This is a genomic window from Brevibacillus sp. IT-7CA2, from assembly GCF_949767855.1.
GTDB lineage: Bacteria > Bacillota > Bacilli > Brevibacillales > Brevibacillaceae > Brevibacillus.
In genome coordinates this window covers 1-23,812 of sequence record NZ_CATKQT010000051.1, presented here as the reverse complement: position 1 = coordinate 23,812, position 23,812 = coordinate 1, and the positions used below count along the sequence as shown (strand labels likewise).

The following is a 23,812-nucleotide window of genomic DNA, read 5'->3' as shown; positions in this document are numbered from 1 at the left end:
TCATAATTTAGCGATTGAATAAATGATTTTCCTCCCTTTATAATGTCCACAAAGGTTTAAACTTCAAAAAATTCAAAAACTTAAAGTTCATACTTCAAAATCGAATGGAGGGTCTAAGAATGAAGGTGATTATTGGTGGGATTGCGCATGAAACGAATACGTTTTCCAATGTGCCCACGACGCTCGAGATGTTTCAAAGCTATGAGTGGGATTATCATGAAACGATTGTGAATCGCAATCGGGGCGTTCGCAACTTTCCTGGTGGGATGGTGGATCGCGCCGAAGAGCTGGGCATCGAGCTACTGCCGACCTTTCTCACCTTTACGTATCCAGCGGGGACGATTTTGCGAGAAGCGTATGACCGGATTAAAAAGGAGCTTCTTGACACAATTGCTGCGACAGAAGGTGCAGATGCCATTTGTCTAGGGCTTCACGGAGCGGGGGTCGTAGAAGGAATGGATGACCTGGAAGGCGACATTCTGGCGTCAGTGCGTCAGGTGGTCGGTTATGACATTCCCTTAATAGTTACGCTCGACCTCCACGCAAACATGACACAAAAAATGGTAGATGAAGCCGATGCCCTCCTGGGTGTCCACCTCTACCCGCATGTGGATTGCTATGAACGCGGAATTGAAGCGATCGATCTGGCGCACAAGATGGTTACGGAAGGGATTAAGCCGACCATGCATTTGACCCGACTGCCACTATTGATTCCGACATCAGCTACTCATCATTCCCCTGCACGCGAAATAAACGAAGCCTGCTGGGCGTGGGAAAAGGAAGAAGGCGTCATCGACTGTGCATTCTTCCACGGATTTCCGTATACGGACATTCCTGAGCTGGGCGTCTCTGTTTTGAGTGTTACGAATAACGATCAGGAGCTCGCCAAAAAAGTGAGCGAGGATGTAGCCAGTCTGATTTGGGAAAAGCGGGATGAATTCGAGCTGAACATGCCTGCTCCTGCCGAGGGTATTGCAATGGCACTGGAAACGGAAGGGATGCCGATTGTAATCAATGAGACCTCAGATAATCCAGGCGGAGGCACACCTGGAGACGGAACGCATTTACTGCGGGCAATGCTGGAAGCCCAGCTGACAAATGCATGTTTTGGTTTTATTTACGATCCTGAAGTGGTCCAGATTGCCCATCAGGCTGGAGTAGGCGCTACCATACAACTATCACTGGGTGGAAAGACAGACTACTTGCATGGAGAACCACTTGAAGTAACAGCCTATGTCAAAGCTTTGACAGATGGAAAATTCATTGCGACGACACCGATGGGGCAAGGGGGTCATGAGAATTTTGGCAAATCCGTTCGCTTGCAAATCGACGGGGTTGACGTCTTGGTTTGCTCCGTGAAATCGCAAGTGCTGGATGAGCAAATTTTTCTGTTGCACGGAATTGACGTGACCAAATACAAGATCGTGGCCTTGAAATCAAGCACACATTTCCGGGCATCATTCGAACCGATCAGCGCACGCGTCATTACCGTCGATTCGCCGGGATTGACGACGCTCAACTTCCGCTTCTTCAAATACGAGCGCGCCATTCGTCCGATTTATCCGTTAGATCCAGCCACCGAGTGGAACCTACATCAATTGACAAGGAAGTAGATGATCATGGAATCCGTACAGGAGCGCATCCGCAAGCATTATCCGGAATTGACCAACCAACAAAAACTCGCAGCCAAATACATTCTCGCCGAGCCGAAGACCGTTGCACTGCAACCAGCCAAAGTTGTCGGGGCTTTGAGCGGCACAAGCGAAACCACGATCATCCGACTATCTTACGCTCTCGCCTACTCCGGGTACAGCGAATTGCAAAACGAGATTCGCAGCTCCTTATTGGAAAAAGTACCAAAAGCTGATGCCATCCGCAGTTTTCGTACAGCAGCTGTGGAGATGAAGGGGAAACAAGACCTGATTTCTTATAACATGGAGCAGGATGTAGCGTATATTCGGCAAACGTTAGGGGAGCTGCAAAAGGACCATCTTTTGCAAGCGGTTTCTAGTATAATGGCAGCCAAACACATTCTCGTCGTAGGGTTTCGCAGCTCCTATGCTCCGGCCCATTGGCTCGCCTTTACACTGAATGTCGTCAGAGGAAACGCGCATCTGTACAACGGGCCAGTTGATGACGTCAATTATCTGTTGACCCAGATCAATCAGGAGTGGCTCGTGATCGCTCTCTCCTTCCCCCGCTATACGAGTGAAACCATCCTATTTGCAAAAGCAGCCAAAGAGAGAGGCGCCAAAATCATCGGGATTACAGACGATGAGCTATCTCCGATTGGGCCGGTAGCCGACCAAATTTTGAAAGTCAGCGCACCTGCTCCTACCGCCTTAAAAGGAATGACGGCGATCTTTTCCATGCTGAATATTTTGATCAGTGGCGTGGTTCAGGCCGATGGGGAACAGGTACAACAAAGACTGAAAGAATACGAAGAGACAAGTCGACAAATATACCCGTTTGCGGAAGGGACAGAAGTGTAACGGCAACTGATAAGGGGGATGGGACATGAAGATTTACAAGTGGAAGCAAGGGGCCTTGAGTGTATTTGTAGCAACGGCGTTGATTGCAGGCTGCTCCTCACAGCCGACCAATCAAACGGGGAATGACACGTCGGCCAAAGGTAACACATTAGTCATCGCTTCCTTGACGGACCCAGACTCGCTTGATATGCACAAAACGAGCTGGCTGAGTATGGAAAACAGTTTAATATACGAGCCTCTGTTGACCCGCGATGCAACAGGCAAACTCCATCCGGGTTTGGCAGAGAAGTACGAAATCTCGCAGGACGGCAAGGTTTGGACATTTACCCTCCGCAAAGATGTCCGCTATCACTCTGGCGATCCAATGACGGCAGCATCCGTAAAAGATTCATTTGACCGTTTGCTTGCCATTTCGCCTGTGAAGGGGCTTGCAGGTCCGATTGAAAAAGTGGAAGCAACAGACGAGCAAACGCTCAAGGTGCATTTTAGCCAACCGTTTGCCCCTTTTGTGAACGTCATTGTCGGTGGATTAGTCTCGCCTCTTGACGCCAAAAAGGCAAAAGAATTAGGGGATGGTTTCGCAAATAACCCATCTGCAACGGGGCCGATCATCTTTGATAAACGCGAGCGGGGTGCTTCGCTCACTTATAAGAAAAATCCTGATTATAACTGGGGACCGGAGTACGCTACCAACAAAGGTCCTCTGCAGTTGGACAGCATCATGTTCCGGCTTATGAAAGACGATGATACGCGCCTGATGGAATTCAAAAAGGGTACGGTCCATGTGTTGTACGATGCGCCGCCGAACTCGGTTGCGGAGCTGGAGACACTGCCCGGAGTCAAGATTGAGAAAGTGATGGACATTGGAAACAAATACATCGCACTTAACAATAAGCACCCGTTGTTTTCAGATGTCCGTCTGCGCAAAGCAGTAGCCCTCTCCGTAGATCGAGATCCACTTGTTCAGGTAGCGTTGAACGGATTCGGCAAGCCGGTCTATGGTCCATTGGCACCCACCATTTATGGCTACAGTGAAGCGATTGAAAGCAAGGCGAAGCAGTTGTATACGAGAGATTTAGGCAAAGCTAAGGAGTTGCTAGCGGAAGCAGGCTGGACGGATAGCAATGGGGATGGAATCGTAGATAAGGACGGAAAACCGTTGTCTGTAGAAATGCTCGTCTCTCAAGAGCCAGCATTTCAGCGAGCGGTGCAGATTTTGCAGAGCCAGCTGAAAGAAGCCGGTATTGATATGAAAATCAGCGTGCAAGAAATGACAACCATCAAAGAGCGCATTTCGAAAAAGTCGTATGACATGGCTTTGATGTACTACGGCTGGTTTGATGCTGATATCTTGTACCTCATCTTTGAAAAGAGCAATTCAACAAGCCGTACTCATTACAACAGCCCTGAGTTGGATGTTTTACTGAACAAAGGACGTTTGGAAATGAATGAGCAGGCGCGTCTCAAGATTTACGAAGATGCACAGGAGATTTTGCTAAATGATTTACCGTGGGTCCCTTTATGGGTAAGTGAGACGGTTGTAGCAACTCGCGGGGTCAAAGGCTTTACAGTCAATCCGTTCACGCAAGGTATTACGTTGCATGATGTCACGCTCGAAAAATAGACAACGGAGGTGAAGGCATGCGCCGATATATAGTAAAAAGATTACTTTCCCTGGTGGGTACACTGCTTGGCGTATCCGTCCTGATCTTCTTGATGGTACACCTCATTCCGGGCGATCCCGCAGCACAAATACTTGGACAGTTTGCAACACCAGAGGCCATCAGTCAAATGAGAGCGAAGCTTGGTCTTGATCAACCCCTGTGGCAGCAATACATGCGGTTTGTCGGAAACCTGTTCGCTGGCGATTTGGGAACATCGTTGTTCACTGGCGAAAAGGTATGGGATCAGATTATGAACCGTTTCCCGATCACCATGCAGCTTGCCATCCTTAGCGTAATCATTGCCGCAATATTCGGTATTTTGTTAGGCACGATTGCTGCCGTCAAGCAAAACACCATCATCGATCGGCTTGTGGTGCTTACCTCATTACTCGGTATTTCGGCACCCGGCTTCTGGATTGCCTTGTTTCTCATCTGGATTTTTGCTTACAAGCTAGCCTTGTTTCCGATTTCCGGCTATGAGGGGATTCACTCCCTGCTATTGCCGGCGATCACCTTGGGAATGGCGGAAGCAGGGATGATCGCCCGTATGACCCGCTCCAGCATGCTGGAAGTCATCAAGCAGGATTACATGCGGACAGCCGAGGCCAAGGGGGCGGCGCTTTTCCGAATCATTTTGAGCCACGGTCTGCCGAATGCCATTATTCCTGTTGTCACGATGTTAGGCTTGCAGTTCGGTGCGCTCATGGCTGGAGCAGTGGTGGTGGAAACCGTGTTTTCTCTGCAAGGAATCGGAAGCCTGGCGATTGAGGCGATCAGTAAACGGGATATGCCGACTATACAGGGCATGGTGTTCTTCATGGCGTTGATTTTTGCCTTAACCAATTTGATCGTGGATCTCATTTACAGCCGGATTGATCCGCGAATCCATTTCGACTAAGGAAGGAGCGGATGAATGGTGAACAGTAATCGTCCGGAGTCGTATTGGGGAGGGATGGGCAAACGGCTGAGACGCAATAAGACAGCCATGGCGGGTGTGGTCATCCTGATCGTCTTTACACTGGGATCGCTTCTTGCTCCAGTCGTTGCCCCTCATCCTGTCGAACAAATGAACTTTAACAGCCGATTAAGCGCTCCGAGTCTGACACATCTTCTCGGAACGGATGATTTCGGCAGAGATATTTTTTCCCGTTTGTTGCACGGGGGGCGAATTTCTTTGCTGATGGGTTTGATAACGGTTGTACTTTCTACCTTGATAGGTGTAACGCTCGGTATTATCGCTGGCTATTATCGTCGTGTGGATCTGTTTATCATGCAGGGCATGGATATTCTCATGTCACTTCCTGCACTGCTTCTGGCAATCGCTGTCATTGCGGTCTTGGGTCCTGGGTTAACGAATGCCATGATCGCGGTAGTCATTGCCGTTATTCCGTCCTATGTGCGGGTCGTTCGCTCTGCGGTCTTATCCATAAGGGAAAAAGAGTACATTGAGGCTGTTCGCGCTCTGGGGATCAGGGACTGGCAGATTTTGCTGAAGCATATTTTACCCAATATTCTCTCCCCGATCATCGTGCTTTCCACCATTCAATTCGGTGTGAGTATTTTGGCGGCAGCTGCCTTGAGTTTTCTCGGACTGGGTGCGCAACCGCCGATGCCAGAGTGGGGAGCCATGGTTTTTGTCGGCAAGGCATTCTTGAGTCAGGCCTGGTGGATGTCCATTTTTCCTGGATTGGCCATCATGCTGGTTGTCCTTGGCTTCAATCTGTTAGGTGACGGATTACGGGATGCATTCGACCCGAAAACGAGGTAATGGATGAAGGGGGCACGAGCTGATGAAAGAGGTACTCTTGGAAGTAATTGATTTACGCTTGCAGTTTAAGACGGATAAGGGCGAGCTGCCAGCGCTGCAAGGCATTTCTTTTCAACTGAAAAAAGGTGAGACGGTCGCACTGGTAGGCGAATCTGGCTGTGGAAAAAGCGTGACGTCTTTGGCGATCATGGGGCTCTTGTCCCGGGCGAATGCACAGATGGAGGGAAGCATTCGGTTTCGTGATACCTTATTGAACCAGTTGAGTGCCAGTGAACTTCGCAACATTCGCGGAAAAGATATCGCGATGATTTTTCAGGAACCGATGACGTCACTCAATCCGGTTCATACGATCGGCCGACAACTGGAGGAAGTGTATCAGCTGCATACCGATTTATCGAAAAAAGAACGCCAAGCAAAAGCGATTGAGATGCTCAAAAAAGTGGGCGTGCCGAGGGCAGAAGACATCATGCGGGAATATCCCCATCAGCTATCAGGTGGGATGAAACAGCGTGTCATGATTGCTATGGCGATGGCTTGCAACCCGGATTTATTGATCGCGGACGAGCCGACGACTGCACTGGATGTGACCATTCAAGCGCAAATTTTGGAACTGATGAACGATCTGAAGGAGAACGACCATACCTCCCTGCTGCTCATTACGCATGACTTGGGAGTGGTAGCTGAAATGGCTGATCGTGTACTTGTCATGTACTACGGGGAGATCGTAGAGGAAGCTGACGTTGCCAGTCTGTTTTCGAATCCGAAGCATCCGTATACGATTGGGCTTTTACGCTGCATCCCCGATCTGGATGAGGAGGAAAAGCTGCGCCTCGATCCGATTGAAGGCAGTGTCCCGCTACTGGGTGAAGTGACACAAGGCTGTGCATTCCGCTTCCGCTGCTCCCAGGCCGAAGAGCGATGTTACCAAGAAAAACCGCCGCTTAAGGCAACGGGCACAGGCACACAGGCCGTTCGATGCTGGCTGTACGAGAACAAGGAGATGGCGGTATGAGTGATATCTTGTTATCGGTAAACGATTTAAAGACGTATTTTCCCATTAGCAAAGGAATGTTTCGCAATAGCGACGAAGTGATCAAGGCAGTCGATGGAGTTTCTTTCCAGTTGCGAAAAGGAGAAACGCTTGGGTTGGTAGGAGAAAGCGGTTGTGGCAAGTCAACGACTGGTCGCAGCATCATGCGACTCATTGAGCCGACGGGTGGAACGATTGAATTTGAGGGGCAAAACATTTTGGATATGTCAGCTGTACGTTTTCGTCCACTCCGCAAACGAATGCAAATCGTGTTTCAGGACCCGTATGCGTCGTTAAATCCACGGATGACCGTGCAAGGGACTTTGGAGGAAGCGTTAGGCGTCAAAGATCCGCAGATGTCTGCGAAAGAAAGGCGCGATCAAGTAAAAGAACTGCTTCAGATGGTCGGACTGAATACTCAATACGCTACTCGCTTTCCCCATGAGTTTAGCGGAGGGCAGCGGCAGCGGATCGGGATCGCTCGAGCACTGGCGGTAGAACCTTCATTGATCGTAGCAGATGAGCCGGTTTCAGCACTTGACGTTTCCATTCAGGCGCAGATCGTGAATCTTTTGCAGGATTTGCAGCAACGTCTAGGCTTGAGCTATCTGTTTATTTCACATGATTTAGGTGTCGTTCGCCACATCAGCGACCGAATTGCGGTAATGTATCTCGGACGAATCGTCGAAATCGCCAGCAAAAAGGATTTGTTTACGCGCCCGTTGCATCCGTACACAGAAGCGCTCATGTCAGCAGTTCCCAAAGCCAATCCGTTTCGGAAGAAGGAGAGAATCGTTCTTTCCGGGGATGTTCCCTCTCCAGCGAATGTTCCTGTTGGATGTGCGTTTCATACCAGGTGCTCATATGCTACGGATGTTTGCCACACAGTGCGTCCTGTCGCTACACTTGCTTCGCCACAACATTATGTTGCTTGTCATTTATATGGAACAGAAGGGATGAAGTACATTGAAAATCGAACGAATTGAATTACAGCAACTACACATGCCACTTCGTTTCCGTTTTGAAACGAGTTTTGGACATACGACCATCAAGGAGCTCATTCTGGTCAGTGTGTATGGAGAGGGAGAGGTAGGGTACGCAGAAAGTGTGGCAATGTCGGCTCCTTATTATAGTGAAGAAACGACAGAGACAGCATGGCACATGATGGAAAAGTTTATGATACCGAAGCTGTTCACGAGTGAAATCGAGACCCCGGAGGATGTGGATCGGCTGTTTGCTCCCATTCGCCGCAATAACATGGCGAAGGCTGCTTTAGAAGGCGCGATCTGGGATCTCTACAGCAAGCAAAAAGGAATCTCACTCGCCAAAGCATTAGGAGGCGAGAAATCTGTCATCGATGTAGGGATTAGCATCGGTATTGAACCGACTGTCGATCAAGTTTTAGCAAAAGTAGAGCGCCATCTCGGTGAGGGCTACAAGAAGATCAAGGTAAAGATCAAGCCAGGCTTTGACGTAGAGGTGATTCGAGCAATCCGCGAACGCTTTGGCGAGGGTGTCCCGCTGATGGCGGATGCGAACTCCGCTTACACGATGGAACATTTGGATGTGATGAAGGAGCTGGATCAATATGGGCTGATGATGATCGAACAGCCACTCGCCCATGATGACATTATTGATCATGCCAAGCTGCAAAGGGAGCTGTCCACTCCAATTTGTCTCGATGAAAGTATTCACAATGTGGATGATGCCAGAAAAGCGATAGAGCTAGGCAGCTGCGGCATTATTAATATCAAGGTGGGGAGGGTCGGTGGACTAACAGAGTCAAAACGCATTCACGACTTGTGTCAGGCACACGACATTCCGGTTTGGTGCGGAGGCATGATTGAGTCGGGTGTAGGCCGCGCACATAATATTGCGATTACCTCTTTGCCGAATTTTACAATCCCAGGTGATACAGCCGCCTCCAGCCGTTACTGGGAGGAAGACATCGTGGAGAATGGAGTAGAGCTGATGGCTCCCGGCCAATTGGCAGTTCCAGATACCCCGGGCATCGGTTATACCCTGAACCAAAAGGCGATCGGCAATTATGTGATTCGTACGGCAAACTTCCGGCCTTAAACCAAAAGCTTACATGAAAAGGGGAGAAGGAACATGGCGGATTGGGTACAGTCGTTTGAGGAATATGCGCAAAAGCTACTTGCAGAGGCAAAAGTAACAGGAACAGCCGTCGGATTGGCAGAGCAAGGAGAGCTGAGGTATTTCCATGGCTTCGGTTTGGCAGACAACACAGAGGATGCAAAAGCATTAACCCCTGATACGGTGTTTGGCATCGGTTCCGTGACCAAGTCCTTTACATGTGTGGCCATTATGCAGCTTCAGGACGCAGGTCAGCTATCCGTTCATGATCCGGTCATCACGTATCTCCCTGAGCTCCGCACGCCTAATGAAGCTTATACCCGTGAGATGACTATCCATCATCTGATGACACATACCGCAGGTTTTCCTCCTTTGGATACATTAGCGGGTGCAATGAAAAGAAGCATTGTGGAGGGAGGGGATGACCTGTCCTCTAGCTCCGGTCTTGCTTTTGATCTCGATAAAGCGGAAGAGATCAATACAAAAGAAGAATTCATGGACTATATCGGCAAGCTGAATTACGAGTTTTTAGGTGCGCCAGGGACGGAGTTTAGCTACTCCAACGACAGTTATGCCATGCTCGGTCTGATTATTGAGCGAGTGAGCGGGGTTTCCTACGAGCAGTTTGTGCAGGACCATATTTTGGAGCCAGCAGGGATGAAGAACAGTGCTTTTCTCGTCGAAGATTTGCCAGAGGGGGCAGAGGTAGCTACCTTGTTTACCCGAAAAAGCCCGAAGGATGGCGGTGAGGTATATCGTTCCCCTTCATGGTGGGATTCACCATCAATGCGTGCCGCTGGTTTTCTGAAATCGACCATTCACGATCTATTGCGCTATACGGAAATTTTTAGAACGGGCGGACTGGTGGGCGAGAATCGCTTGCTCTCACCTGAGAGTGTGCAGGCCATGACGGCGCCTCATTTCTCGATTTCGCCGTTTCAAGCATACGGCTATGGATTGTTTGTAGCCAATTGCCATGATGGAACACTCATTGAGCATGGTGGAGCGATCAAGGGAGTGGCGGCACAAATTTTTGTTTTACCGGAGCGGGGCCTGACAGGAGCCGTACTGATGAACACAGATGGCGGGCCAATGGCCGATTTGATGCATGGCATTTTAAACGCAACCAATGGACGCTCTCCGGATACAGTGCCGTTCCCATATCCGGATTATGAAATTTCTGTAGATGCACTTGCTGCATTTACAGGGGAGTTCCGCTCGTCCGAAGGAGCAACTGTATCGGTAGAAATCGAAGAGAACGAGCTGGTAGCCAAGACTAATGGAACGAATATTCCACTTCGTTCAGTAGGAGAAGACAGCTTCGTCATGAAGCGGGGAGAAACGGATATGTTTATCCAATTCGTCCGCGATGCGGCAGGGGTAGTAACACGGATGGGCTTTGGGGCTCGTCAACTGATAAAGGTCCTTGCCGAAAAAGAACAAACCGTATAAATAGCAAAACGCGTACCTGCAAGAGCTATGCTTGCGTGGTGCGCGTTCTTTCTATATATAGAAGAGATTTAAGACGAAAGGGTGGAAGGAAGCTGCTGTTCCTCCATAGCTGGTCGCTTCCAGTTCGGATGCTGCTCCATTTTCCGGAACGAGCGGAAAAAGAACAGGCTAAGGCTGATACTTACAAAGATGATACCGCCAAAGAATAATAGAAGCCCCGGTGTTGTGATGTTTTTGGCGAGAAGAAAGGAGCACAGTGCATAGCTGACTGGCCCGAAGCCGACGGACATCAAGGAAAGCAAAGACATGACACGACCGAGCATGTTGGTTGGGACGATACTTTGAATGTAGGTGATAAACGGAATATTCGTCATACTGAGTGCCATTCCGATGAGAAAATGAGAGACAAGTCCAAAGGAAAGCTCCTCAATGAAATAATACGAGCTGATTCCAACTCCCATACATCCGAGAATGACAGGGAGTAACATAAATTTTCCACGGAATCCTTTAAACAATGCAGTCAAAATACCGCCGACAATCATGCCCGCTCCAAGTGAGGTACTGAGTGAACTAAAAGCACTCCCGTCCCATCCGAGGTCATTTACATGAATGGGAATGATCATGTTAACTGGGCCGGAGAACATCATGTTGGTGAACAGTGATGTTGTTAAAATAAGTGCGAGGATCGGGATTGAATACGTAAAACGAATTCCTCCCACGATATCTTTGAAATATGAGCTTGCCCTTGATTCTGTTGTAGACTCTGAAGTCGTATCTTTGGTGTATGAGTGTGAATGGAGAGAGAGTACAAAGAGTGTTCCTACGAAGAAGGTGCATGCCAAGAGCATAAACATGATCGGATAACTAACGGTTCCAATTAATAAGGCAGTAACTACCGGTCCGGCAACCATGCTAATCTGATGGCATAGTTCCATTAAGCTGTTAGCTGGTGCAAGTTGTTCTCGAGAGACAAGAGAGGGCAGAATCGAGCTGCGTGCTGGCCAAAAAAATGCATCGACTGTTCCGAATAAAGCTGCCATGACGTACAGGCTCACTGGGAACCAGTCGCTATTTCCTTGAAGCATAAGCAAACTGAAGCAGGCTAAAATAATTCCTCTAACCAAAAGGGAGGAAAACATAATCCATTTTCGATTCAAACGATCAGCAGCCACCCCGCCCGCCAGCATAAAGAGGAGACGGGGGATGGAAAGACAAATCAAAGTCGTGCCCAGGATTGCTCCTGAGCCCATGGCATTCACGATATACCAGTTGAGCAGGATGAAGAAAGCTCCGTCAGCCATTGCCGAAAATAAAGTGCCGCTCCATAACCGGACAAACGATCCATTTTTCCACAGGGAATTATTTGTCGCCAGAGTGCTCATCTCCATTTTCCTCCTTCTTTTTCTTCACGACAATCTTGCTGGTGTAATGCTTGAATTCAGACTGTTGGTGCTCATAGTTATCTGGCAAGGAATCGTCTTCTGCGACGTAGTAACGTTCATTCGTCATGAACCCGACCGTGACCATGTAAAAGTTTTCAAGCGTATCCTCCACTTCTCCAGCAGCAATCCTCTCTAAGTAGCGATCTTCCATTTCGGATAGCTCCTCAAGTAAAGCCTTATATTTAGTGAGCCAAGCAAATATTTCTTTTCGAGGTGCTCTCACTTCGGAGCTAACTGCAATTGCAGGAGGACGATCCTCTTGATCCGAAAAGAGCATGAATGACTCGTCTGGTGCGTTATACAGGCGATTAATACTGGAGCGCAGGTGATTTATCATCGTTTCCTGCAACAGGATACTGTCTTCGCGCAGGGAAGGCAGCAAATCATCACTAACCTTGAAGTCATAAGCAACAGCCCGATAAAACTTTTGCACGATCCCGTTCTTTTCTTCCGTACGCACGACCTCAACGAAGCCGTGGCTTTCCAATTCCTTCAGGTGATAATGCACTTTTGAGGGAGAAAGGGAGAGAAGAGTCGCGAGCTGCTTGCCTGTGGATTCCTCCTTGACCAGCATTGTGATGATCTGTAGGCGCAAGGAATCGCTGACAGCTTTTAATTGATCCAAAGTTTCCACAACTACGTATCGTTTCAAGTCGATCAACCTCGTTTCACTGAACGTGAATGTTTTGTTATTTTTAGACGTTCAGTTTTATTTGAACGTATTGTAACAACAAAACTATCCGTTTCGCAAGATGGATTTGCGCTTATTTTTCGACAAATGCTACAATATTGAAAACGGTGAGAGGGTGCATTCTTGTGGCGATCTTACAACATCCCGTCTTTCGCCGTTTGTATACGGCCCACATTGTACACATCATCGGAAATGAATTTACATTTATTGCGGTCGTTGGACTTTTACATGATTTAAGTGGATCGGGCCTTTCATTTGCGGCAGGTACTGTATTTCGCATGATCCCCTATGTATTTGCCAGCTTTTTCGCAGGGACGCTTGTGGAGAATTGGGATAAACGGCGGGTCATGATTGTCGTCAATTTGCTTCGCGGCATTCTCGTCAGTTTGTTTTTCTTTATCACATCTGCGACCTACTTATGGGTGGCTTTTTTGTTATTGATTTTAGTCAATATTTGTAGTGCTTTTTTCCAACCAGCCATGCAAGTAGCGATCGTACAATCCGTGGCGGAAAAGGATAGGCTGGCTGCCAATTCCCTTTTGCAGGGGACGACTTCGTTTCTCATTATTGTTTGTCAGGGTGTGGCAGCAGTTCTGGTTTACTTGTTCTCCTACCGTTACAACTTTTTGCTCGATGCCGCCTGTTATTTGTTGTCGCTGTTCATCTTGCTTCCGCTTCCGTATATCGCCAACAATGTTGTATCGAAAGCGGCTGTATCTTTTATGGAAAGGCTAAAAGAGGGCTTCCGTTACATCGGTAAACATCGGGAAATCGGCAGTGTGATCGGCTATCAGATGGCGGAACGGGTATGTGGCGCCTATTACATTATGCTGATGTACTATGTTCTTACGGAGCGGGGAGAGGGCTTGTACGTATTCGGACTCTTGGATATTCCGTTGGGCCTCGGAGGTGTGATCGCTGGGATTGCGGTGAATAAGCTGTCTGACAGCCTGAGTGAAAAGGGAACGTGGCGTGTCCAAGGCTGGGCACTCGTCGCGATGGGATGCTCGATTATCGCCGTGTTTCATGCGAAACCACTACTTGGACTGGCAATCGCCATCCTCTTTGCATCAACGGCTCAGTTTAGCTCATCGATATTGTCAGTAACGAAGTTGCAACGATTATCTGATCCTGCTTATTTGGCTCGCGTTTTTTCCATTCGGGAAATGGCCACTATGGGAAGCTTTTCTGCGAGCTGCTTGATTCTCGGATTCAGTGCGGAGCAGATTGGTAGTGCCGCTGTCTCCGTGTGGCTTGGTTTCTTTGGGATTGCAGCAGGACTTCTGTGGCTTTGGAGCCGTCGTATGTTGCAAAAGATAGCGGATGTACAGTGAGGCTCAATGAGAGATTCCTCTGCTTATTTAGAGCAGAGGCTCTTTTTTTATACAAAATGAAACTTTTAGATTTAATAAATATAATTGTTGAAAAAGTATGAATGTAATTATACAATGAATGGAAAAAAGAGAAAAAGGAAGATGCAGCATGAAGGAATTATGGCGGCAGCGTTCATTTCGCTGGTATTGGCTGGGGATGTTCTTATCTGGTCTGGGGGATCAGTTTGGCTGGATGGGCTTGACGTGGTTTGTCATGAATAAAACAGGCTCACCTGCTGCGATGGGTGGGGTCGTTCTTGCGTATATGCTCCCTGCTGTTTTTGCTGGGTTAGTAGCGGGAGTTTTGCTGGATCGGTTTGATCGACGCAAGCTTATCATGATGGACAATGTGGCGAGAGGACTTATTTTTATAGCGTTGGTCGTATTATTGCAGATCGATCAAGTTCCGCTATTTGTGATATACGTGCTGATTGTGATTGCAGGAATTCTTTCTCCGCTGAGCACAGCTGGGGCGCAGACATTGTTGCCGAGAATCGTCTCGGACAAAAACCAATTGGTCAAAGCAAATGGCGTGATGGAAACGCAATGGCAAATTGTTTATATGTTTGGACCGGCACTCGCGGGTGTTTTAATCGGGTTGATTGGGGAAGCATATGTTCTGTTGATCGATGCGGCTAGCTTTTTTGTATGTGCCTTCTGCTTCTCCCGGCTGCCGCGTCAGCTTACGAAAAGTGCGAATCCTACAACGATTGCAAAAGGCCAAAGGGGAGTGTTCTTTCGGTCTCTCTTGAGTGACATGCGGACAGGGTATCGCTACATATTTGGACGCAAGCAATTGGTTATTCTTGTCTTCTTTACGTTTTTGTTTAACATGTCGTACGGTCCCATTGAAATTGCACTACCCTTGTATGCGAATCAGGATTTGGCAGGAGGATCTATTGCATTAGGGATGCTGTGGTCTTCTTTAGCAGTCGGGGCATTACTAGGCTCTCTGTTTTTCTCGACGGTTACGTGGAAACTTCCGTTGGGGTCGACGCTAGCGGGGATTATCGTGGCGTGGGGATTGACCACATTGCCGATCGCATTATTCTCGAGGTTAGAGATCGCGATGGCTTCGATGGTTGTGGCGGGCTTTTGCTTTGCTCCTTATAACATTATGTATAGAAGCTATCTGCAAAAGCAGGTGCCCGATGCTCTCTTGGGGCGGGTATTGACCAGTGTTCGCACGATTACAGGGACAGGAATGCCGGCGGGAGCGGCTGTCTCTGGCTTCCTCATACCCTTCTTGGGCGTTCAAGGGATCATTGGAGCCGGAGCAGCCGTATGTATCATTTTCGGCCTTATTGCATTCGGAGCATTGAAAAACTTGGAGGATTCCTCATCACTTCCGATTGAGGAGAGGTGAGACGAGGTGTTTTAGCCACGCAGGCAATAGGAAGTAAATGCGGGAGAGCGCATGCAGACGAAATGGCATGGCAACCTCCGGACGCTTTGCTTCCGCCGCTCGATAAATGGCCTTTGCCGTTTGTTCCGGTGTCAACAAATACCGACTCACTTTGCTGCGATAGCTACCCGTTTTGTCTGCCTTATCCAAAAAGGGTGTGTCGATCGGCCCTGGCATCGCACACGTCACAGCAATTCCAGTGCCTTGCAGTTCGTGGCGCAATCCTTCACTAAAGCGGATGACAGCTGCCTTGCTGGCTGCATACACTGCAGCTTTGGCTGTTGCGACCTGTCCGGCAAGGGAGGCAACCGTAATAATATGACCTTGCTTTTGTTGAAGCATCATCGGCAAAAAGGCACGGGTCGTGTAGAGAACACCGGAAATATTCGTTCGCAGTGTTTCTTCCAACGCCTCTACCCGCATTTCGATCAGCGGTTCAAAGACGGCCATCCCGGCATTGTTGTAAAGAAAATCGCAACGTTCGAAGCGGATGTGCACCCATGCAGCGAACTGCCGAATGTCTTCGTTGCTGCTGACGTCTAACGGGTAATGATGGAGATGATTCGGATAAGCGTTTTGTAACGAAACGAGCTTCTCGTTGATGTCTTTGCGACTCGTGGCAATGACACAATCTCCTTTTTCCAAATGAAGTCGTGTCAAAGCTAGACCAAGGCCACCAGAAGCCCCGGTGATGACGACAATACGGGGAGTCGACATGTCATCCACTTCTTTCTTGTGTAGAGTTTTGATTTCCACTGTGAATGGCAAAGTATAAGCCCCCGAGTTGTTGTGAAGGCTAGCCTCTAGGGGGTGAATGCACATGCCAGCAGTAAAATGTTCTGTAGCAAACTGTGAGTACTGGGCGCAGGGAAACCTTTGCAACGCCGAAGAGATCATGGTAGAAATTGACGCACACGCCACCGTAAACTTGAAAGAAGAATTCGCGGGCGAGTACGGTCAAAACACGCAGCATCAGGATCAGGCAAAGACATCGTCTGAAACCTGTTGTCTGACGTTCAAGCCGAAGACATCCGAAAAGAAATAACGCTTCGGCGCAAAAAGGACGTATCCCTCAATGGTGATACGTCTTTTTGCTATTGACCTATACGCTTGTCGTGGCCGGAAAAAGCTCGTTGACCTTTTGGGCAACCTCTTCCCAAGAAGTGACTCGATGGACAAGCGGGGGAAGGGAAGCTTGATTATACGGAGTGTCAAACAAGAACACGGGAATTTGCAGCGCTTCTGACAATTGCAAAGCGTTCTCCAGACGATCCTCCAAAAAAAGGTCCACGCCCCATTTGCGAGCAGCTGACAGCTTGTCGTGGCTCCCAATCAAATCCACTTCATGGTGAGGGATATTGTAGTGAGCAAACCATTGTAAGGTCACATCGCGATGACGATCCTCACGAGCACTTATATATACCAGCTTGTGGGAGGTAAACCAATCGCGTAAAACCTGATCGGCAATTCCGTGAACAGGCGCACCATCATAAAGGCGCTCCCCGTTTTGATCCAGCCACATCTCAAACTCTGCGTCCGTGATTTGATACACGTTGGCTAAATTGTACTCCACACAATCTTCATATCGTAAATCTCTTCCAAAGCTTTCATTCATCAACGGAACAATACTGCTAGGTGATGTGACTGTACCGTCAATATCAATGCCAATGGTTAGGATTTTGTCTGGTTTCATTCTCTCGCCTCCCGTTTAAATTGTACAACGTAGGCAGACAATAAGGCTACTTCCTTCACTTAATTAATCCTTTACCAAAAAAGGGGCTGAGCATGCTATGTTGGATCGACACGAACGTAATGATGCGAAGCGGAAGGAAGATACCGGTTTTTCCGAGACGGTTGATCAGCACGACAGGGAGTTTGCAGCGAATACTTGGACACAGGCCGTCTTTGACGAAGAGGAAGAGCGGTCGAGGCGCAGGATTCACTATGACCCCCATTCCTTGACAGAGCGCTATACAGGCGAGCTGGATGAGGAGCGAAACGACTTTTCGGAGCGTTTGGATGGCGTTGTCCTGACCAAAGAGGATCGTTCACGGGTCGCCAAAGTCAGAGATGACGACATCGAGGCGGCGGCGGAAATCGCCGAGCCGTTTCCGACCAGTCGTGCTGCCAGTGAGATCGACACAGACGAGGACAACCGGGAAAATGGGGCCAGCGGTATCGGGATGACTGGCTTGGGCTTATCGATCCTGTCCCTGTTTCTCATGCCGTACTTGGTGGCTCCTATTGGTATGGTGCTTGGCTACCTGGCGTATCGACGCAACTCGAAGACGCTCGGAGCTTGGGCGATGATCGTAGGTGCTATTGCCATTTTGGGCGCTTTAGTCATCTACCCGTTCTATACGGCTCGCTAAAAGCATCAAAACCGCAAAACCTCTCCGGTTCATTCAGTCGGAGAGGTTTTTGTGTTGCACCACTGCTATCTGTACAAGGAGGAGACGAAAGGCGTAATTGCTGCGATAACGGCGTCACAAAACACATCGGAACGACGTACGCGATTATCCGTTAACAGGGAATAGGCGCCGCCGCGATGATTACTGCCGACGGTTTTCCCCCATTCATCTATGATGGTACTGAGCTCAATTTGCTCCTGCTGGATTCGGTGAACGGCTTGATTCGGGATAGGAAAAGCCAATCCTTTTCCAATAAATAACTCACTTCCATTCCAGGCTGCGCAGATGGAAATCAAATACCACTGTTTTGTAAACTGCTCATCGTACATAAGCCCGCCTTCCAAGCCTAGCCCAATGTCTGCTTCTGGGGTTTGACTATGTGCAGCTTTTGCTCGATTGATTGCTCCTGTAATCGTTTCTTCTTCACTCATCGGCTGAGCCGCTACGCCCGAGGGGACAGATATGCAGAAAGGCTCCGTTCCGGTTGCTTTCTGTACAGCGAGACGTTTTGCTTCATTTTTCGTTCCGAGCGCATAGAGGAAAATATGATAATCCAACGGCTTGTTCCACCTCTTTCCATCATCGATGCTAGTGGTAGTATACCACCTTTTGATTCGACCGCGATTCTCTAGGTTGTGATAAGATAATGCATAGAAAAGAGTCAGACCTAGCATACGAAAGAGAAAGAGGAGTGGACGATGAAATTTACAAAGCTGCATGGCTTGGGTAATGATTACGTTTACGTCAACTGTTTTGAGGAAGACTTGTCGGGTGTAGATTTACCCGAATTGGCTAGAAGGGTGAGCGAGCGGAATTTTGGCATTGGGGGCGATGGACTGATCCTCATTATGCCATCTGAGCGAGCAGACTTTCGCATGCGGGTATTTAACAATGATGGCAGCGAAGCAAAAAATTGCGGAAACGGCTTGCGCTGTGTGAGCAAGTACGTATACGATCACGGTTTGACTCAGCAAACAACGTTTACCGTGGAGACGTTAGGTGGGACCGTTACTCCTGTCGTATCGCTTGGAACAGACGGTAAGGTCGATCAAGTAACAATAGATATGGGAGAGCCTCGTTTTGAGCGAGCAGCAATTCCAATGACAGGCATTCCTGAAGAGCAAGTGCGAGAAGAGGTAATCGAAGTCGGTGGAACTGCGTTCACGATGACAGCTGTTTCGATGGGCAATCCTCATGCCATCCTTTTCGTGGATGAAGTGAAGGAAGAAGATGTTCGTCACTACGGGCCATTGATCGAGTATCATGAATGGTTTCCTGAACGAACGAATGTAGAATTTATCCAAATATTGAATCAGGAGGAAATTTTTTTTCGTGTATGGGAGAGGGGATCAGGTGTCACGCTTGCCTGTGGGACAGGAGCTTGCGCTGCTGCAGTAGCTGCCCACTTGAGTGGAAAGACCGGTAGAAAAGTCACTGTTCACCTGGCAGGAGGCGATCTCTTTATTGAATGGAAGGAAGCGGATAACCGCGTCTATATGACGGGTCCGGCTACTGAAGTTTTTTCTGGTAAGTATTTGGGGGAGATCCCATTTAAATAACAGCAAGCCAAAACCGTTCCGTCGAAATCGACAGGAGCGGTTTTTTCACAAAAAATAGCGTGGTCACGGCGAATCCTTCATGCCGTCACCACGCTATCGAATTCGAATGAGCGTCACGCGTTGTACACCTCATTTAGGTATGCGACATCTGTGCGATCGTACTGAGGGGCATTTTTGTTCATCTTCGCCAGTTCCGCTTGCAGTCTTTTCAATTCTGCTTCCATCTTCTTGATTTCTTCTTGCATAGCTTGTGCTGTCATGGTGGTTCTCTCCTTGTTGTCGTTTTTTATCTAAATTTATTGACTATTCTAACGAAAGGCCAAACCAATGTAAATAGCCTATATTTGGATGTAAGCGCTTTATCCGTGAATAGTCTGTGAACGGTTGTTCAGATTGTCTGATTTGGTCTTTTGAGAGCAACGCAATCGGGGAAAAATAAGGTCGAGAAGTGTAATACTTTGTATGTTCTTTACGAAAAGTCATGTTATGATGAAGCGTAGTATTCGGGCATCTTGCCCTTAGGAAGGTGTGTACTGGTGATTTACTTGGACAACAGTGCGACTACCCGGCCTCATCCTCAAGTGATTGAAACCGTTAGACGCGCGATGGAAAGCTACTATGGAAACCCGTCTTCTTTGCATCAAAAAGGAGTAGAGGCGGAAAATGTACTGAAGCAGGCGCGAAAGGTTGCCGCTCAGTATTTGAGCTGTAAAGAAAGTGAAGTTATTTTTACTTCAGGTGGTACGGAGAGCAATAATACGGCGATCAAGGGTATAGCCTTTCAATATCAAAACAGAGGGAAACATATTATTACGACGCAGGTAGAGCATCCGGCTGTTTACGATGTTTGCAAACAGTTGGAAGGCCTAGGGTTTACTGTGACGTATCTGCCGGTAGATCGCGAAGGTCGCGTATCGGTAGAAGCTGTTCAGAAAGCAATGCGTCCGGATACGATTCTCGTTTCGGTTATGCATGTGAACAACGAGTTGGGAACCATTCAACCGATCTTGGAAATCGGACAATGGTTGAAGCAATTCCCGAAAGTCTTGTTTCACGTCGATGCTGTCCAAGGAGTTGGGAAAGTTCCTTTGCGCATCAAGGAATCAGGGATTGATCTGTTGAGCGTCTCTGCTCACAAGTTTTACGGCCCCAGAGGAGTCGGCATTTTGTATAAACGAGAAGGCTTGATCATTCACCCGTTGATGATGGGTGGCGGTCAAGAAGGCGGTGTTCGCTCAGGAACGGAAAACCTACCAGCCATCGCTGGTATGGCAAAAGCAATCCGGATTCTAGAAGAACTGGGCAGCGTCGAGATGATTAGGCTACAAACATTGAATCAACAGCTTCGTGAAGGGATTGCAACGATTGAAGGTTGCATAGTGAATACCCCGGAAACGAATACGGCTCCCCATATTATGAACTTGTCAGTACCAGGAGTAAAAGCGGAAGTCCTGTTGCATGCTTTGGAGGATAAAGGCTTTCTGATATCCACCAAGTCCGCATGTTCATCCAAAGTCAATGAGCCAAGCAGAGTTTTGACTGCGATTGGCATCGAGCGGGATTGCGCGTTGTCGTCTCTGCGGGTCAGTCTGGGCCGTGAAAATACAGCGGAGGACATTCAGCAGTTTTTGAAGGCGTTAGAGGAATGCGTCAGTGTGCTTCGTTCCTATATAAAACAACAGCCTGCCCCCGCTCTTAGAAAATAGTGTGGACAACTAAAAGGAGATAAACATGAACTACGATGTTATTTTAATTCGTTATGGTGAGTTGGCGCTTAAAGGGAAAAACCGCGATCAATTCGAAGAGGCACTTGTAAAAAGTGTGAGAAACGTACTGCGCTCGTTTTTTAAAGTAAAAGTTCGACGCAATTACGGTCGGATGTATGTGGAGCTGCACGGTGAGGATGCTTATGCGGTTATGGAACGATTGAAGCGCGTTTTTGGTATTTCTTCCTTTAGTCCGACGATCCAAGTAGATCCTGATATTGAAACGATCAAGGAAAAAGCGCTGGAGTTGGTTCGTCAATTGAATCCACAACCGCGTACGTTCCGCGTGGTTTCTCGTCGCGCTGATAAACGCTATCCGATTCCTTCTATGGAAGTGAATCGAATGGTGGCAACGCATATTTTGCGCGCACTGCCAGCGATTAGTGTAGACTTGCACGAGCCAGATGCCATCGTGAATGTAGAAATTCGCACAGAGGGTACTTACATTAGCTGTGAAACCATCAAGGGACTAGGTGGCTTGCCAGTTGGGGTGAGCGGAAAAGTACTGCTGCTTCTATCTGGGGGAATCGACAGTCCTGTCGCTGGCTGGATGATGCTGAAGCGTGGTGTGACGCTTGAAGCGATCCACTTCCACAGCTATCCGTTTACGAGCGAGCGCGCTTTGCAAAAAGTGCGTGACTTGGCTCATAAGCTGACAAAATGGGGAGGAACTGTTCGTCTTCACGTCGTACCGTTTACTGAGATTCAGACCGCTATTCGTGAAAAATGTCCAGAAGACTATTTGATCACCATCATGCGTCGCTTCATGATGCGCATTTCAGAGCGTGTTGCGGAAAATACCAATGCCAAGGCACTCGCAACAGGAGAAAGCCTCGGTCAAGTCGCGTCGCAAACCTTGGAAAGCATGGACACGATCAACAAGGTGATTTCGATTCCGATCCTGCGACCACTCGTCGCCATGGACAAGGTAGACATTGTGGACATTTCTCGCCAAATCGATACGTACGAGCTGTCTATTTTGCCGTATGAAGACTGCTGCACAGTGTTTACACCGAAAAATCCTGTGACACGACCGAAGCCTCGCCTCGCCGCAAAATTTGAGGAAGCGCTGGATGTAGAAGCGTTAGTGGAGGATGCGGTAGCGAGAACTGAAATAGAAGAGATTACAACGAAGCCAAAAGAAACGACAACCGATCTGTTCTAAATACAGGTATAGAGAAAATCGCGACACGGGGGAGAAGGAAACATGATAATCCGTTATGAGCGCAATGGTAAGGTGAAGCATGGCTGGATGGTGGAAGAGGATCACAAAGTACGCGTGATTGAAGGGGATATTTACAAAATCCATACAGCAAAACCGATCATGACGGGTCTAGAGCTACCTTTGGATGAGGTCACGTTGAAGGCTCCAAGTGATCCAAGTAAGGTCGTATGCATCGGATTGAATTACCGGGACCATGCGGCTGAGATGGGGATTGACCTGCCAAAAGAACCGTTGATGTTTTTGAAGCCGTCAACCACTGTCATTGGACCTGGTGAGCCCATCGTCTATCCAAAGCTGACGCAGAACCTTCATTATGAAGGCGAACTCGCCGTGGTGATTAAGAAAGAGGCCAAGAAGATCAAGGCTGCGGATGCAGACGATTATATTTTGGGATTCACTTGTGCGATTGATGTGACCGCGCGCGATCTGCAGATGAGCGATGGGCAATGGACACGGGCAAAAGGCTTTGATACGTTTTGTCCGCTTGGACCTGCTATTGCGGCCAAACTGGATTATCATAACTTGCGTATCGTGACACGAGTAAACGGGGAAGTGCGTCAGGATGCTCGCACTGACCAATTGATTTTTTCGATTCCGCAGTTGATCGAGGCCGTATCTGCGGTCATGACGCTTCGCCCTGGCGATGTTATTTTAACCGGGACTCCATCTGGTGTAGGTGAGCTTGTTCCAGGTGATGAAATCTCGGTAACTATTGAAGGGATCGGAACCTTAACGACGCATGTAGTGGCTGAGGAGTAGTCATACATTCTTTGATAAGATCGACCAAGCCCCCTGCTTGTGTGAAGTGGGGGCTTGGTTTTTTTATTTTATTCTTCTTTGTTCGGATCATCATGAATGGGATGCGCGGATGGGTCTTGTCGAGGAAGATCTTGATGCATCTGCCGTGTTTCGTAAGTGAATCGAGTGGTGGTGGAATGTTGTCCGGGCTCCCAGCCTGTTGCTTTCCCTAAGCGAGTTTCGTTGGTGGCAGCTCCAAATGGCCCCTCGGGGAATTCTTCCTGAAGGATTTCATTGCGCTGCGACTCTACAGTAGATAATTCACTGTAATTGTCGTTTTCGTATTCTTCATAGGTTGGTTTTGGATCCATAGTAACACCGCCGTTTATTTGTTGGGTACTTCACGGTTACGCAGATTAAACGCCTAGCGGTTATAGTGTGAAATAAAAAGAGAATCGCTATTCGTTTTTCCTATTGACTCTTTCACTTATTTCATTTATATTTAAATTCTGCTCGAAACAATCAATACACATAAAAAATCACTGATAAAAAATTAAGAGAAACACTTGACTTACACCTGGTGATTTTGTTATATTAGATCTTGTCGCTGCTGAATGAAGCGAAATGGTTAAAAAAACCTCTTGCGATAACAACTGCGATATGATAAGATAGAAAAGTCGCCTTCGGGCGAATGGTACA

The 23,812-nt window shown here is 48.2% G+C and carries 24 protein-coding genes; 17 read left to right on the top strand and 7 right to left on the bottom strand.

All coding sequences use genetic code 11. The annotated features are described in order from the left end of the window. The first annotated feature begins 119 nt into the window (after positions 1-119). The 9 genes from ACM6JA_RS23675 to ACM6JA_RS23635 are packed head-to-tail and all read left to right on the top strand — an operon-like array spanning position 120 to position 10,503. The gene (locus tag ACM6JA_RS23675) at positions 120-1,613 is read left to right on the top strand and encodes a M81 family metallopeptidase (protein WP_414854346.1); all 1,494 of its coding nucleotides are present in this window, start codon (positions 120-122) and stop codon (positions 1,611-1,613) included. Then, a complete protein-coding gene (locus tag ACM6JA_RS23670) occupies positions 1,614-2,492 on the top strand; it encodes a MurR/RpiR family transcriptional regulator (RefSeq protein WP_414854345.1) in 879 nt (292 codons plus the stop codon). Between the two features lie 25 nt (positions 2,493-2,517). Next, complete coding sequence (locus ACM6JA_RS23665) at positions 2,518-4,116, top strand: ABC transporter substrate-binding protein (protein ID WP_414854344.1); 1,599 nt, start codon at positions 2,518-2,520, stop codon at positions 4,114-4,116. A 17-nt stretch (positions 4,117-4,133) separates the two neighbouring features. Beyond that, on the top strand, positions 4,134-5,054 hold the full coding sequence (locus ACM6JA_RS23660) for an ABC transporter permease (RefSeq protein WP_414854343.1): 921 nt from the start codon (positions 4,134-4,136) through the stop codon (positions 5,052-5,054). Positions 5,055-5,069: 15 nt separating this feature from the next. Next, positions 5,070-5,924 (top strand): ABC transporter permease, encoded by an 855-nt coding sequence (locus ACM6JA_RS23655; protein ID WP_414854342.1) that lies wholly within the window; start codon positions 5,070-5,072, stop codon positions 5,922-5,924. A gap of 22 nt (positions 5,925-5,946) precedes the next feature. Further along, complete coding sequence (locus ACM6JA_RS23650) at positions 5,947-6,936, top strand: ABC transporter ATP-binding protein (protein WP_414854341.1); 990 nt, start codon at positions 5,947-5,949, stop codon at positions 6,934-6,936. After that, complete coding sequence (locus ACM6JA_RS23645; RefSeq protein ID WP_414854340.1) at positions 6,933-7,940, top strand: ABC transporter ATP-binding protein; 1,008 nt, start codon at positions 6,933-6,935, stop codon at positions 7,938-7,940. Before ACM6JA_RS23650 ends, ACM6JA_RS23645 begins: the two co-directional genes overlap by 4 nt. Further along, complete coding sequence (menC, locus tag ACM6JA_RS23640) at positions 7,921-9,033, top strand: o-succinylbenzoate synthase (protein ID WP_414854339.1); 1,113 nt, start codon at positions 7,921-7,923, stop codon at positions 9,031-9,033. Before ACM6JA_RS23645 ends, menC begins: the two co-directional genes overlap by 20 nt. A gap of 33 nt (positions 9,034-9,066) precedes the next feature. Beyond that, the gene (locus ACM6JA_RS23635) at positions 9,067-10,503 is read left to right on the top strand and encodes a serine hydrolase domain-containing protein (protein WP_414854338.1); all 1,437 of its coding nucleotides are present in this window, start codon (positions 9,067-9,069) and stop codon (positions 10,501-10,503) included. 68 nt (positions 10,504-10,571) lie between these two features. Here the strand turns inward: ACM6JA_RS23635 and ACM6JA_RS23630 are convergent, their stop codons facing one another. Both ACM6JA_RS23630 and ACM6JA_RS23625 read right to left on the bottom strand, forming a co-directional pair. Continuing rightward, a complete protein-coding gene (locus ACM6JA_RS23630) occupies positions 10,572-11,891 on the bottom strand; it encodes an MFS transporter (protein ID WP_414854337.1) in 1,320 nt (439 codons plus the stop codon). Beyond that, on the bottom strand, positions 11,863-12,597 hold the full coding sequence (locus ACM6JA_RS23625) for an ArsR/SmtB family transcription factor (RefSeq protein WP_414854336.1): 735 nt from the start codon (positions 12,595-12,597) through the stop codon (positions 11,863-11,865). The genes ACM6JA_RS23630 and ACM6JA_RS23625 overlap by 29 nt, the downstream gene beginning before the upstream one ends. 164 nt (positions 12,598-12,761) lie before the next feature. On the opposite strand from ACM6JA_RS23625, the gene ACM6JA_RS23620 reads away from it, so the two are divergent. Together ACM6JA_RS23620 and ACM6JA_RS23615 are read left to right on the top strand one after the other, a co-directional pair. After that, positions 12,762-13,970 carry an MFS transporter gene (locus ACM6JA_RS23620; protein WP_414854335.1) on the top strand — a complete coding sequence of 403 codons (1,209 nt, stop codon included), beginning with the start codon at positions 12,762-12,764 and terminating at the stop codon, positions 13,968-13,970. A gap of 148 nt (positions 13,971-14,118) precedes the next feature. Next, positions 14,119-15,375 carry an MFS transporter gene (locus ACM6JA_RS23615; protein ID WP_414854334.1) on the top strand — a complete coding sequence of 419 codons (1,257 nt, stop codon included), beginning with the start codon at positions 14,119-14,121 and terminating at the stop codon, positions 15,373-15,375. Here ACM6JA_RS23615 and ACM6JA_RS23610 read toward each other — a convergent pair. Continuing rightward, the gene (locus tag ACM6JA_RS23610; RefSeq protein WP_414854333.1) at positions 15,352-16,182 is read right to left on the bottom strand and encodes an SDR family NAD(P)-dependent oxidoreductase; all 831 of its coding nucleotides are present in this window, start codon (positions 16,180-16,182) and stop codon (positions 15,352-15,354) included. The two genes, ACM6JA_RS23615 and ACM6JA_RS23610, sit on opposite strands and share 24 nt — an antisense overlap. Before the next feature lie 52 nt (positions 16,183-16,234). On the opposite strand from ACM6JA_RS23610, the gene ACM6JA_RS23605 reads away from it, so the two are divergent. Beyond that, positions 16,235-16,459, top strand: a complete 225-nt coding sequence (locus ACM6JA_RS23605) for a DUF1540 domain-containing protein (protein ID WP_007720868.1) — start codon at positions 16,235-16,237, stop codon at positions 16,457-16,459. A gap of 57 nt (positions 16,460-16,516) precedes the next feature. Here the strand turns inward: ACM6JA_RS23605 and ACM6JA_RS23600 are convergent, their stop codons facing one another. Then, a complete protein-coding gene (locus tag ACM6JA_RS23600) occupies positions 16,517-17,107 on the bottom strand; it encodes a 5' nucleotidase, NT5C type (protein ID WP_414854332.1) in 591 nt (196 codons plus the stop codon). Between the two features lie 97 nt (positions 17,108-17,204). Here ACM6JA_RS23600 and ACM6JA_RS23595 point away from each other — a divergent pair, with 97 nt between their 5' ends. Further along, positions 17,205-17,786 carry a DUF456 domain-containing protein gene (locus ACM6JA_RS23595; protein WP_414854331.1) on the top strand — a complete coding sequence of 194 codons (582 nt, stop codon included), beginning with the start codon at positions 17,205-17,207 and terminating at the stop codon, positions 17,784-17,786. Positions 17,787-17,851: 65 nt separating this feature from the next. Here ACM6JA_RS23595 and ACM6JA_RS23590 read toward each other — a convergent pair whose 3' ends face one another. Beyond that, positions 17,852-18,382: an inosine/xanthosine triphosphatase gene (locus ACM6JA_RS23590; protein WP_414854330.1), complete on the bottom strand. Its 531-nt coding sequence runs from the start codon at positions 18,380-18,382 to the stop codon at positions 17,852-17,854. Between the two features lie 141 nt (positions 18,383-18,523). On the opposite strand from ACM6JA_RS23590, the gene dapF reads away from it, so the two are divergent. After that, positions 18,524-19,384, top strand: a complete 861-nt coding sequence (gene dapF / locus ACM6JA_RS23585; protein WP_414854329.1) for a diaminopimelate epimerase — start codon at positions 18,524-18,526, stop codon at positions 19,382-19,384. Positions 19,385-19,497: 113 nt separating this feature from the next. Here the strand turns inward: dapF and ACM6JA_RS23580 are convergent, their stop codons facing one another. Further along, positions 19,498-19,644 (bottom strand): hypothetical protein, encoded by a 147-nt coding sequence (locus ACM6JA_RS23580; protein WP_414854328.1) that lies wholly within the window; start codon positions 19,642-19,644, stop codon positions 19,498-19,500. Positions 19,645-19,920: 276 nt separating this feature from the next. On the opposite strand from ACM6JA_RS23580, the gene ACM6JA_RS23575 reads away from it, so the two are divergent. The 3 genes from ACM6JA_RS23575 to ACM6JA_RS23565 are packed head-to-tail and all read left to right on the top strand — an operon-like array spanning position 19,921 to position 23,134. Further along, complete coding sequence (locus tag ACM6JA_RS23575; RefSeq protein ID WP_414854327.1) at positions 19,921-21,090, top strand: cysteine desulfurase family protein; 1,170 nt, start codon at positions 19,921-19,923, stop codon at positions 21,088-21,090. Positions 21,091-21,115: 25 nt separating this feature from the next. Continuing rightward, positions 21,116-22,315 carry a tRNA uracil 4-sulfurtransferase ThiI gene (gene thiI, locus ACM6JA_RS23570; RefSeq protein WP_007720861.1) on the top strand — a complete coding sequence of 400 codons (1,200 nt, stop codon included), beginning with the start codon at positions 21,116-21,118 and terminating at the stop codon, positions 22,313-22,315. 42 nt (positions 22,316-22,357) lie between these two features. Further along, complete coding sequence (locus ACM6JA_RS23565; RefSeq protein ID WP_173618447.1) at positions 22,358-23,134, top strand: fumarylacetoacetate hydrolase family protein; 777 nt, start codon at positions 22,358-22,360, stop codon at positions 23,132-23,134. A gap of 68 nt (positions 23,135-23,202) precedes the next feature. Here ACM6JA_RS23565 and ACM6JA_RS23560 read toward each other — a convergent pair whose 3' ends face one another. Beyond that, positions 23,203-23,484, bottom strand: a complete 282-nt coding sequence (locus ACM6JA_RS23560; protein ID WP_007720859.1) for a hypothetical protein — start codon at positions 23,482-23,484, stop codon at positions 23,203-23,205. Between the last annotated feature and the right edge of the window lie 328 nt (positions 23,485-23,812).